Annotated in this window: 11 protein-coding genes; 9 read left to right on the top strand and 2 right to left on the bottom strand. The window is 48.3% G+C overall.

What is annotated here, in order from left to right; translation table 11 throughout:
• Positions 1-66: 66 nt before the first annotated feature.
• From BMY11_RS14945 to BMY11_RS14920, 6 genes are all read left to right on the top strand, one after another.
• Positions 67-1,581, top strand: coding sequence for a spore germination protein (locus BMY11_RS14945; protein WP_090577456.1), 1,515 nt, complete (start codon positions 67-69; stop codon positions 1,579-1,581).
• Positions 1,581-2,783 carry a Ger(x)C family spore germination protein gene (locus BMY11_RS14940; RefSeq protein WP_090577453.1) on the top strand — a complete coding sequence of 401 codons (1,203 nt, stop codon included), beginning with the start codon at positions 1,581-1,583 and terminating at the stop codon, positions 2,781-2,783. Before BMY11_RS14945 ends, BMY11_RS14940 begins: the two co-directional genes overlap by 1 nt.
• 7 nt (positions 2,784-2,790) lie before the next feature.
• Positions 2,791-3,027: a hypothetical protein gene (locus BMY11_RS14935; RefSeq protein ID WP_143069278.1), complete on the top strand. Its 237-nt coding sequence runs from the start codon at positions 2,791-2,793 to the stop codon at positions 3,025-3,027.
• A gap of 17 nt (positions 3,028-3,044) precedes the next feature.
• On the top strand, positions 3,045-4,181 hold the full coding sequence (locus BMY11_RS14930; RefSeq protein WP_177182655.1) for a GerAB/ArcD/ProY family transporter: 1,137 nt from the start codon (positions 3,045-3,047) through the stop codon (positions 4,179-4,181).
• A 32-nt stretch (positions 4,182-4,213) separates the two neighbouring features.
• The gene (locus tag BMY11_RS14925; protein WP_256217499.1) at positions 4,214-5,209 is read left to right on the top strand and encodes a zinc-binding dehydrogenase; all 996 of its coding nucleotides are present in this window, start codon (positions 4,214-4,216) and stop codon (positions 5,207-5,209) included.
• 105 nt (positions 5,210-5,314) lie between these two features.
• Entirely contained in the window at positions 5,315-6,619 is a 1,305-nt protein-coding gene (locus BMY11_RS14920; protein ID WP_090577444.1) for a homocysteine synthase, read from the top strand.
• An 81-nt stretch (positions 6,620-6,700) separates the two neighbouring features.
• Here BMY11_RS14920 and BMY11_RS14915 read toward each other — a convergent pair whose 3' ends face one another.
• Positions 6,701-7,681, bottom strand: coding sequence for a LysM peptidoglycan-binding domain-containing protein (locus tag BMY11_RS14915; protein WP_090577441.1), 981 nt, complete (start codon positions 7,679-7,681; stop codon positions 6,701-6,703).
• A 387-nt stretch (positions 7,682-8,068) separates the two neighbouring features.
• Between BMY11_RS14915 and BMY11_RS14910 the strand changes: the two genes are divergently transcribed.
• Positions 8,069-8,839 carry a DUF817 domain-containing protein gene (locus tag BMY11_RS14910; protein ID WP_090577855.1) on the top strand — a complete coding sequence of 257 codons (771 nt, stop codon included), beginning with the start codon at positions 8,069-8,071 and terminating at the stop codon, positions 8,837-8,839.
• 17 nt (positions 8,840-8,856) lie between these two features.
• A complete protein-coding gene (locus tag BMY11_RS14905; RefSeq protein ID WP_090577439.1) occupies positions 8,857-9,564 on the top strand; it encodes a DNA alkylation repair protein in 708 nt (235 codons plus the stop codon).
• Positions 9,565-9,657: 93 nt separating this feature from the next.
• Here BMY11_RS14905 and BMY11_RS14900 read toward each other — a convergent pair whose 3' ends face one another.
• Entirely contained in the window at positions 9,658-10,773 is a 1,116-nt protein-coding gene (locus BMY11_RS14900; RefSeq protein ID WP_090577436.1) for a GerAB/ArcD/ProY family transporter, read from the bottom strand.
• A gap of 29 nt (positions 10,774-10,802) precedes the next feature.
• Between BMY11_RS14900 and BMY11_RS14895 the strand changes: the two genes are divergently transcribed.
• The gene (locus tag BMY11_RS14895) at positions 10,803-11,276 is read left to right on the top strand and encodes an MFS transporter (RefSeq protein WP_143069277.1); all 474 of its coding nucleotides are present in this window, start codon (positions 10,803-10,805) and stop codon (positions 11,274-11,276) included.
• Positions 11,277-11,566 lie beyond the last annotated feature (290 nt).

Genomic DNA, 11,566 nt, shown 5'->3' with positions numbered 1-11,566 from the left:
GTTTAAATGCCCAGTGTCAAGGAAATAATTGTTATTACTTGATGAAGGGCAGGATGGTGTATGCAGATGAATCATAACCCGAGCATTGATACCGGCCTTCATACCAATATCGTGGCATTGAAGCAACGATTAGGGGATAGCGACGACCTCATCGTCCGAGAGCTTCAACCAATGGTGGGCGGTGTCCAGCGGGACATGGCCCTTTTGTTTATAGATGGGCTGGCTGAAGATACAGCTATCCAACAGTTTATAATTGAACCTCTGCTTAAAGCCGGTACGACACCTGATGGCAACAAGCTCGAACAAGAGCATCTGCTTCGATATCTGGTCCAATCCGTGTTGACCGCGAGTCAGGTGGCTAAGGAAGACAATTGGGAACTCGCGGTTGATGCACTTATCAATGGCAGCGTGCTGCTTCTCGTAGATGGCTGCGATTCGTCACTCACCATTACGATGACTCACTGGGAACAGAGAGCAGTAACTGAACCGACGAACCAGGCCGTTATCCGAGGACCAAAAGAAGCTTTTACAGAAAATATCCATGTCAACACTGCACTTATCCGGCGCATTATCAAAAATCCGAGCGTGATCCTGAAGAGTCAGAAAATCGGACAAGTGACAAAGACCAATGTGTCAATCATGTATGTGAAAGGCATTGTAGATGAAACCGCTCTTCAAGAGGTCAATCAGCGTCTCTCCCAAATTAATACCGATGCCATACTGGAAAGCGGTTATATCGAGGAATTTATTCAAGATGAGACATACACCTTGTACCCGACCGTTCAAAATACAGAACGACCGGACGTGGTCGCTGCAGCAATACTGGAAGGGCGCATCGCCATTCTTATTGACGGTACCCCGCATGTGCTTCTAGTACCGGCACTGTTTGTACAGTTTCTGCAATCCGCGGAGGATTATTATCAGCGCGCCGATATCAGCTCTCTGCTACGGATACTCCGGTATTTCGGTTTGTTTATCGCGGCATTGGTACCTGCACTTTATATTGCGATCACGACGTTTCACCAAGAAATGCTGCCGACACAGCTGCTTATCAGCCTGGCTGCCCAGCGCGAAGGCGTGCCGTTCCCCGCATTCATTGAAGCGATCATCATGGAAGCGACCTACGAAATATTGAGAGAGGCCGGCATCCGTATGCCCAGAGCCGTTGGACAAGCAGTCTCCATTGTCGGCACGCTCGTTATTGGACAGGCTGCCGTAGAGGCGGGGATTATCTCAGCGAGCATGATTATCGTTGTATCCATTACAGCGATTTCGAGCTATGTCATTCCTGAATTCGATATGTCGATTGCGGTGCGGATTACACGGTTCTTGTTCATGGGACTTGCAGCCGCATTCGGCATGTATGGCATTTTCATTGGCATTTTGGCGCTTCTGCTGCATCTTTGCAGCCTTCGTTCATTCGGCGTGCCGTATATGTCTCCGGTCGGCCCCTTGTCCGTCCAAGATCAGAAGGACGTCTTGGTGCGAGTTCCCCATCCTGGGTTGACACGAAGACCCAGCATGTTCAGCAAGTTGAATCCAATACGCCAGCGCAAAGCTGCGAGAAGGAAAGGTAAGTGATGGCGCTTAAACGAATCGCGGCCGCACTCATCTTGCTGCTGCTCATACTGCCGATAACAGGGTGCTGGGACCGTCGAGAAATGAATGAGCTTGGCATCGCTCTCGCGATGGGGATTGACCGTGTAGGCAAAAATTATATAGTGACTGCACAAATTGTCAAACCAGGTCAAGTCGCCGCAGCGAAGGGCAGCGGCAGTCTAGATGCGCCTGTCGTCATGTATAAGGCAGAAGGAACAACAATATTCGAGGCGATTCGTAAAATGACAACTACCAGTCCTCGTAAAATATATGCCGCCCATCTTCGTGTACTCTTATTAGGTGAAGCTATGGCTAGACAAGGCATCGGCAATGCCCTAGATCTGCTCTCAAGGGATTATGAGCTTCGTACAGACTTCTATCTGCTGGTAGCCAGAGGAGCGACTGCAGAGAAAGCATTGAACATAGTATCGCCGCTTGAAAGAATTCCGGCTAACATGCTGTTTCGATCGATTGAAACCTCCGAGAAAGCATGGGCGCCGGTCGTTTCGATTACACTCGATGATTTTGTCAATGACATCGTAAGCAATGGGAAAAATCCGATCATTAGCGGCATTCGTATCGTTGACGGTGACGGAGATGGATCGTCCACGAATATATTGAAAGAGATTCGTCCGAGAGCGATGCTAGAGAGCGACGGTATTGGTGTATTTCGTAATGACCGATTAATTGGCTGGATGAGTGAAGAGGAGAGCAAAGGCTACAATTACATTACCAATAACGTGAAAAGCACCGTTGGTCATATCAGTTGTCCGGGCGGAGGTCACGTTGCGCTTGAGGTTGTTCTTGCCAATTCAAAGATGAGCGGCAAAATGGTTGGAGGCCGTCCTCGTCTAGCAGTTGATCTCCGCGTTGAGGGATCGGTTGGTGAAGTGGAATGCCGTATCGATTTAACGAAGATTAGTACGATTCAGGAGCTTGAGAGACGGGCTAAAGAGACGCTAACACGAATACTCCGCAGTTCACTGAATGCAGGGCAGAAGAAATTCAAATCGGATTACTTCGGGTTCGGCAATGCCATACACCGCAGCAATCCGCAGGCATGGAAACAGGTGCAGAAGGACTGGGACGAGCATTTTGAGGATGCTGTCATTGACCTCCATGTGCAGGTGAAGATTAAACGAACCGGAACGATTACGAATTCGTTTATGGAACAGGAGGAGTAGCTTGATCATGTGGACGCTTGTGGGAATCATCCTTGTATCGGGCTTATGCGCTGCGATTGAATGGCCTTCAATCAAAGGGCATAAGAAAGAGCAGGTTGTATTTTGGATTCTTCTTGTACTTGGCACCGCCCTTTGTATTGGCTATGCCTTAAAGCTCCCACGTCCGACCCCGCTTGAACTGATTGCGATACTATTTAAGCCGATCGGATACTGGCTCCATAACACCCTTCCGCCGGCGAAGTAAAAGGAGTGATGAGAAGGATGTCTGAGAACGGGAAAATCAATGGGCTCCAGCTCATGGTACTCACTTTTCTTTATACGATCGGGACAACAGTATTGGTCGTCCCAGCCGGGCTTGCTGCAACCGCGAAGCAGGATGCATGGATCGGAGCGATATGTGGCGTTCTGATCGGCGCAGTAATTCTCGCTCTATACTTGGCACTCTGGGTGGCCTATCCTGGCCAGACGTTCGTCGGTATTTGCCGCAGCGCATTAGGCAAATGGGCAGGCACGGTGCTCGGTGTTATCTATACGGGCTACGGGTTTATTGGTGCAAGTACCGTTCTGTTCTATGTTGGCAATTTCTTTCAAACGCAGTTCGTTCCGCACACACCGCTCTGGTGTACGATCATACTCTTTGCTTTTGTTGTCGTGATGGGGGCGCGTCTCGGACTGGAAACAATAGCTCGGGCCACGGAGCTAATGCTTCCATGGTTTCTCATGCTGTTTGTTCTGCTGGTGATTACGCTTGTTCCGACGGCCAAATCAGCCAATGTGCTGCCTCTGTTTGAAGCTGGCTGGAAGCCGTTATTCTCAGCGGGCCTATCATTTGCCGGGACAGCATACATGCCCATCGTATTTCTGTTTTCGGTGCTCCCGAAAGTACAGGCTCCAGAGAAGGCGAGGATCGGCATGTATATCACCGGACTGCTTGGCGGTGTCTGTGTCATACTGATCACGCTGCTCTGTATCTTAATTCTTGGCCCGAATATAACGGAGAGAAGTATGTACCCCAGTTATGCCCTTGTCAAAAAAATCAACATCGGAAACTTTCTTCAGCGGGTTGAGGCGATACTGGCAGGTTTATGGTTCATAACCACCTATGTCAAAACGACTTTTTACTACTATGCCAGCGTGACTAGCTTAGCTGAAATTGTCGGCATCAAGCAGTATCGGGTGCTTACGCTGCCATGTGCGATGATAATGATTGTGTTCTCTCTCATCGTCTATCCCGATGTCATCTATATGCACTTCTGGGACTCCATTGTATTCCCGCCCTATATCATGGTCATAGGGGTTGTAATTCCGTTGCTCCTATGGATTATTGGTATAGCTAAACAGAAACCTCAGCAGGAGCCTTCGACCTCCGCGCAGAATCAATTGGATAAGGGAAGCTAGAATAGCTGAAGACCTGAGAGAGGGAGCAAACTATGGAACGAATGAAAGCAATCGTATTAAACGAGCCAGGAAAGCCCGAACAATTCGTACTGTCTGAAATACCTGTTCCTGCTGTGAAGGCCGGGGAAATTCGAGTGCGCGTACAAGCTGCCGGACTGAATCCGGTTGATTACAAGGTGGCGATGAACGGCCATCCGAATTGGCAGTATCCTCACGTAAGTGGTGTTGATGTCGCGGGAATCGTTGATGCCGTAGGAGAAGGCGTAACACAGTGGCAAGTTGGCGACCGTGTCGTTTACCATGGAGATTTCTCAAAGCCAGGAGGCTTCGCGGAGTACAGCACGACCGTAGCGCATACAGCAGTGGCGATACCTGATGGCGTCTCATTCGTCGATGCCGCAGCATTCCCATGCGCTGGTTTGACCGCGTATCAAATTCTCGTTCGCAAAATGCACATGCAGCGGGGACAATCCATCCTGATACATGCAGGAGCAGGCGGAGTAGGCGGATATGCGATTCAATTGGCTAAGCTGCTCGGCGCTTCAACGATCATCGCAACTGCTTCGCCGATCAATGCCGACTATGTGCGCGGCCTTGGCGCAGATTATGTGCTGGATTATAACCAAGAGGATGTACACGCGAGAGTGATGGAGATTACAGCAAATGAAGGTGTCGACCTGATCCTAAGCTCCGTTAATCGTGCCACCTCGCAGAAGGATCTGTCCACACTATCTTTCGGCGGTCAGCTCGCTTGTATCGCTGGCGCTCCTGAGACTGTAGCAGACTTTCAGCCTTCGACGAAGACATTCACGCTTCATAAGCTGATGCTAGGCGGAGCCTATGGCTCCGGACGGAAAGCCGAAGAGGAGCTCGCAGCAATGGCAGCCGAATTCCTTCAATTAATCGCGGAGAAGAAGATCGACCCAGTTGTGAATAAGGTAATTTCGTTAGAAGAGATTCCACAAGGGCTGAAGCTGCTGTCAGAGCGGCATGTACAGGGGAAGATTGTTGCGAAGATAGGAGGCTAAGCGCCTCCTGAATAGAACGAATCTATTATACCGCCGAAGACGACTATGTTATATTGGAAGAGTATGACAGTATGACAAAACTTGAACTTTGGAGGATGAACGTCAATGGCGAATCAATTTTCAGAGGAAAGACGTTTTCTGGAAGAGACGCTTGCCGTGCATGGCGGGCAGCAGTTGGATGCATCGACATACGCGCGAGCAGTTCCCATTTACCAAACGACATCATATGGCTTCAGAGACACAGAGCATGCAGCTAACTTATTCGGTTTGAAAGAGTTTGGCAATATTTATACACGCATCATGAATCCGACGACTGACGTTTTCGAGCAGCGGATTACAGCACTCGAAGGTGGAATTGGCGCTCTCGGCGTCGCGTCCGGACAAGCAGCGATTACATATTCGATCTTGAACATTGCCGAAGCAGGCGATGAGATTGTATCTGCAACGAGCCTATATGGCGGTACTTATAATCTATTCTCGTATACACTCAAGAAACTAGGCATTACGGTGCGCTTCGTCGATCCAAGCAACCCGGAGAATTTCCGTGCGGCGATTACGGATAAGACGAAAGCGATCTTCGCCGAGACAATCGGAAACCCGAAAGGCGATGTGCTCGATATTGAGGCTGTCTCGGGGATTGCCCATGAGAATGGGATTCCGCTGATCGTCGATAATACGTTCCCAAGCCCTTATTTGCTTAAACCGATTGAACATGGCGCAGATATTGTCGTTCATTCTGCTACTAAATTTATCGGCGGGCATGGCACGTCCATCGGCGGCGTCATTGTCGACAGCGGCAAGTTTGACTGGGCTGCCAGCGGCAAGTTCCCAGGTCTGACAACACCGGACCCGAGCTACCACGGTGTCGTTTTTTCGGAAGCGGTCGGGCCGATTGCTTATATTATTAAGGCACGTGTACAGCTGCTGCGTGACATGGGCGCGGCGCTCTCGCCATTTAACTCCTTCTTGCTGCTGCAAGGCCTCGAGACGCTTCATCTTCGGATGGAACGCCATTCCTCCAATGCGCAGAAGGTAGCGGAATATCTAGAGCAGCATGAAGCTGTCGAGTGGGTTAGCTACGCTGGACTTGAGAGCCATCCATCGTATGAGCTTGCGAAGCAGTACTTGCCGAAAGGGCAAGGTGCGATTCTTACGTTCGAGATTAAAGGCGGCGTAGAGGCAGGCAAGAAGGTCATTAACTCCGTTAAGCTTTTCTCGCATCTGGCAAACGTTGGCGATTCCAAATCACTTATTATCCACCCTGCCAGCACGACGCACCAGCAGCTTTCCCAGGAAGAGCAGCAAGCGACTGGCGTTACACCGGGTCTCATCCGGTTGTCCGTCGGTACTGAGGCGATAGATGACATCATCTATGATCTTGAGCAGGCAATCCGGGCAAGCAGAGAATAGATTGGCGAATCGCCTAAAGTTCAAATACAGCCCCGCGGTTCGCAGTCTTCTAACAGACGCGAGCCGCGGGGCTGTATCATTTTATTGCGTATCGAGCTGAGGTAGTGAAAGATCATCGCCGATTCTGACAATATCGTGATCTTCCAGCTGATTATAGCTAGCAAGTGCGTTTGCGTATTTGCTGTCGCCGTAATAAAGTCTGGCAATGCTGGTTAGTGTCTCGCCTGTTTTCACTTTATGCTTCGGCAAAGCAGGAATGAGGAGTGACGTTCCAGCCTTCAATCCTTCGTTCACGTCCAACTTATTATGCTTCGCAATCATTTCCATGTAATCGTCCGAACGATAGAACTGCTTCGCTATATGGTATAGCGTGTCACCAGATTGCACGAGATAGGTTGCGGGAAGTGTGACTTTCGAGTAATCCAAATCTCGTTGTTTCCCAGTCGATGAGCCAGCGGACCCAGAAGGTGCAGGGATGGTAATCGTCTCACCTTCGACCATATCATTGATAAATAGAATATGGTTTGCTTCTGCGATACGGTTTACTTGCTGTTTGGAATGGTAGAACTTAACCGCAATCTTCGACAGCGTATCGCCTTTCTGGATCACATACTTCTTGGGATAATCGGATGACGACGATGCCGGTGCTTGCGCTGAAGCCGTGCTTACAGGTCTTGCGTCTTTAACGGTTGTTGTCGGCTTCGAAACGGATGAGGAAGCCGTTGATGAGCCAGATGTAATTGATGTGCTAGTCGCGCTGGTAGAGGTAGATACACTCTGACCGCCCTTCACCTGAGATGGCTTCACCGGTTTCTTCGTCGTCGTACCTACCCGGATGTCAATCGGCTTCTCGCTCTTAGCATCAGCTTCTGTTGCCGTTGTGCCGCTTGGATTCGAAGCCAGCGGTTTCTTCTCGAAGTGTGATTGAGTTGCATAGATACTATACAATACAACACTCATAAGCAGCAGCCCTACAGAGACTTGCAGAATTGAAGCGATCCGCTTCTTCCTGGTTCGCATCGCTCTAGGACCATATTTAGCATTTGTCGAATTCGGTTTCAAAGTTGAATCTTCCTTTCATGGCAGGATCGGTATAGACCATATTACATGAAGTTGTACGGAAGAAAAGGCAATTTGCCATAATCAGGTGATTCGCACTAGGTATCATCGCGATCGGAATAGGCATCTCCAAGATTCTCATCTGGGTGGAGGGGCTGCGGACATGGATAGATCCGGTATTATTTAGCTAGTGCTGGATCAGGATTGCAGTCGCATGTACGACCTAAGCAGGAGTGCTGGACTAAGGCTTATTGCGTTCTTGATCCCTCTGTGCGTGTAAATACGAAATCCTTGCAATCCAAATTTCTCTTTATTGTTCTGTTGTTTCTTGTATGCTAGGGGAAAGGAAGGTCCTAGAATGGAGGTTACGGATTGAACGTGAAGTGGTCGATGGCGCCAATCATACAGCTGCTAATCTTCGGCTATAACCAGGCGATGAGCTGTATATTTCCAGTTGCGATCTTCGGTACGCTTGCAATGTCAAGCGTTATCGAATTGCCCTTCATCCACCGGTATGATGCCATTCTTCTCATTCTCATAGGCGTGCAGGCACTCATGTACTTCAGTGGACTCGAAACACGCGATGAAATCAAAGTCATCTGTGTCTTCCATGGGATTGGCTTGCTGCTGGAAATCTACAAAGTTAGCGTTGGGTCGTGGTCCTATCCGGAGCCTGCGTTCACGAAGCTTTTCCATGTACCGTTATACAGCGGATTTATGTATGCAAGTGTGGCTAGCTTTATGTGTCAAATCTGGCGTAGACTAAGGATGGATATGACTGGTTGGCCGGGGCTGATTCCTGCGGGACTCGTGGGTGGAAGCATCTATCTGAACTTTTTTACCAATCATTATATCGTTGACTTGCGGTGGTGGCTGACGGGACTTGTCGTCATTGTCTTCTGGCGAACGTGGATTATCTACAGAGTGCGGTCCAAGACGTATCGGATGCCGCTCACGGCTGCTTTCTTCATCGTCGGTTTCTTTATTTGGCTGGCGGAGAATATCGCGACGTTCTTAGGTGCTTGGAAATATCCGAATCAGCACCATGCGTGGCATGTGGTTCATGTAAGCAAGATCAGCTCATGGTTTCTGCTGGTCATCATTAGTGTCATCATTGTTGCACAGCTCAAACATGTGAAAGCAGATATGAAATCTAGGTAGAGAGGACGATTGAATCCATGCAAGCAGAAACAGTGATGCAGGAGCTTGAAGCGCTCGGTAAGGAACGATTGAAAAAAATGTATCTATCAAATGGTGCGACAGAACCGGTGTTTGGCGTAGCGACGGGTGAAATGAAGCCGATTGCCAAGAAGATTAAGAAGGATCAGCACTTGGCTGATCAGCTGTATGACACGGGCAACTATGATGCGATGTATTTTGCAGGTGTAATTGCAGATCCGAAGGCGATGACTGCGGCGGACTTCGAACGATGGATCGCTGGGGCTTACTTCTATATGCTTTCAGATAATGTGGTGGCTGTTACGCTCGCTGAGACGGACATCGCGCAGGAAGTTGCTGATCAATGGATTGCAAGCGGCGATGAGCTGAAGATGTCGGCAGGGTGGAGCTGTTATTGCTGGCTGCTTGGGAACCGGAAGGACAGTGAGTTCGACGAAAGCAAGCTTGCCGGGATGCTGGATCAAGTCGCGCAGACGATTCATGATGCACCGGAACGAGCAAAATATGCGATGAATTACTTTATTTACACGGTCGCCGTATCGTATTTACCATTGCATGAGAAAGCGGTAGCGACTGCAGATGCGGTAGGTTCAGTCGAAGTGAACAAGGGCAAGGGACCAAGCAAGCTGATTAACGCGGGCACGAATATCCAGAAGGAAATTGAACGAGGCAGAATTGGATTTAAGCGTAAATATGTCAGGTGTTAAGCCATTTAAAAAAGCAGCTATCGTCTTGGTACTTCAGGGCAATAGCTGCTTATTATTTGTATCTCTAAAAATGCCACTTTATCGAGAAAGGTGTCAACTTCGGTGGTGCAGCCCCTTACTAAACTTTTTACTAACCATGGTAATGACAAACATAATCGGAATGTAGATATAGGCAAAATAAAAGCCAACATTCGCATGAATCATTTTCACAATTGTTAACTTCTCTGGGTCATTGATAAACAACTGAAATAGAACAAAAAGGATAAGTATCATGATTAAGTTGTTACTTGGTTTTGTCCTCCAGGACGTTTTCAAACTATGACAAGCAATCCATAAACCGACGGAGACGCTTGCTAGCGTTTTGATCACCCATATCGATAGCACAAGGTATTCAACTCTTTGCAACAGCGGTAATTCAATGATTCCGATCCCCTTCAACGTCGGCCACATGATGCGAAAGAGTTGAGATTGGGGGAAGTACATCAGAGACATAATCAATGCTACTAAAAAAAACAATCCAGAAGTAGCTATCGCAATATGAGCCCATTTTTGCGCTTTCGCTTGCGTCTGAATGTATGGATAAATCCCAAGTAACACCTCTGCTCCCAAGAAGCTAAACGCAAACTGATGAGATGACTTCAGGATTTGCATCGGTGTATGGTTGAAGAAAGGCAATATGTTTTGTGGATGCAGATTAGGTATTGCAGAGAGAAGAAGTGGCGGGAAAATAATGATCACAACAAGGAACGCCCAGAAACATATTCCTGCAACGGTTTGAAATCCGCCTGAGACCGCGTAGTAAAAAAGCACGAGAAACACGATACTGATTGGCCATAAATTCATCGTTGGAAATAGGAGCACTAATATCGACTCCAGGTAACTTCGATAAGCAACAAGCGCTCCTAGTACGAAATACAGAATAATCAAATGATTGATGCATGCGCCAATGAATTTACCGAAATAGGTAAGATTGATGGAAACGAAATCGGCGCGTTTGGGATTCTGATTGGATAGGATCTTGAACATCATCCACACTAAAATATGCGAACATAGCCAGACAATAATGGCAGCGACCCAAGCATCTTGGCCAGCCTCCCTTACAACTTTGCGTTGAAAGTTCAGAAAATTTACGTCTACGATACATACGTACATTAAAAAAAACAGATGAATAGGAGAAACGGTAAATTTATCGCTGATCTTGCTGCTCATAAACCTTTCTCCCTTTCCTTATATGTTTATTGGTTAATACGGGTCTGAACAATGTTAAGATCAATCTTTATCTCCGCACGAAGTCGCCTAGACCAATCGGATCGACTTGCTGCAATAGAGGACTGATCCGAATCGCGCCGTTCATGCTGCTTGGCTCGATTATATTGATGGCGCTGACCGCAACGTATTCTTACTTCGAGGTAGCTGTCGTCTATATCCTGATCAGCGTCAGCTTCACAGCAATAAGCAGTGCCGTATCGAATGAGCTATCGCGTATGCTTCCGAAGGAGCGAATCGGTTCTGGAATGGGTCTGTTCCAGCTGCTACAATTCTTCAGCGGTGCGTTCGGTGTTGCACTTTCGGGCAGCGCACTTGTATGGCAGCAATCGCTGTCGCAGGTTCGCGCCTTCGATAATATCATTTGGGGTTTAACAGTTATTGCACTGTTCTCCATCGTAAGCGCATGGTTGTACCGTAAATACGCTGCCGTTCAAGCTGCATGACGCTTGCACAGGATGGAACGATATTCGAGTAAAGTCCGCGGTTTCCGTGGGCTTTTTTGTTGTTTCGCACAGAATAAGTTCTTTTGCCCAAGGGGAAAATGACGTATCAGTCGATGCAAGTTGAAGTGCGGAGGTAGACATGAAACGGTTGAGCAAAAGAATGATCCGTTCACAGCCTAGACATCCCGTAACCAAGGAGCTAGCTGCCTTATGATTTCGGTTATAGCGGCTGGCAGCACGAACAACCAAGCATCCTGCTTGGCGAACATCACCATTTGGCGGGCACAGTT

It is taken from the genome of Paenibacillus sp. OV219 (assembly GCF_900110075.1).
Taxonomy (GTDB): domain Bacteria; phylum Bacillota; class Bacilli; order Paenibacillales; family Paenibacillaceae; genus Paenibacillus_Z.
The sequence above is the reverse complement of the archived record's forward strand: the minus strand, read 5'-3'. Positions and strand labels throughout refer to the sequence as shown.

Bases quoted from the DNA above. Each gene is read 5' to 3' on its own strand.
- BMY11_RS14920 (WP_090577444.1), top strand. From the start codon at position 5,315: ATGGCGAATCAATTTTCAGAGGAAAGACGTTTTCTGGAAGAGACGCTT.
- BMY11_RS14930 (WP_177182655.1), top strand. From the start codon at position 3,045: ATGTCTGAGAACGGGAAAATCAATGGGCTCCAGCTCATGGTACTCACT.
- BMY11_RS14905 (WP_090577439.1), top strand. From the start codon at position 8,857: ATGCAAGCAGAAACAGTGATGCAGGAGCTTGAAGCGCTCGGTAAGGAA.
- BMY11_RS14900 (WP_090577436.1), bottom strand. From the start codon at position 10,773: ATGAGCAGCAAGATCAGCGATAAATTTACCGTTTCTCCTATTCATCTG.
- BMY11_RS14945 (WP_090577456.1), top strand. From the start codon at position 67: ATGAATCATAACCCGAGCATTGATACCGGCCTTCATACCAATATCGTG.
- BMY11_RS14935 (WP_143069278.1), top strand. From the start codon at position 2,791: ATGTGGACGCTTGTGGGAATCATCCTTGTATCGGGCTTATGCGCTGCG.
- BMY11_RS14940 (WP_090577453.1), top strand. From the start codon at position 1,581: ATGGCGCTTAAACGAATCGCGGCCGCACTCATCTTGCTGCTGCTCATA.
- BMY11_RS14910 (WP_090577855.1), top strand. From the start codon at position 8,069: ATGGCGCCAATCATACAGCTGCTAATCTTCGGCTATAACCAGGCGATG.
- BMY11_RS14925 (WP_256217499.1), top strand. From the start codon at position 4,214: ATGGAACGAATGAAAGCAATCGTATTAAACGAGCCAGGAAAGCCCGAA.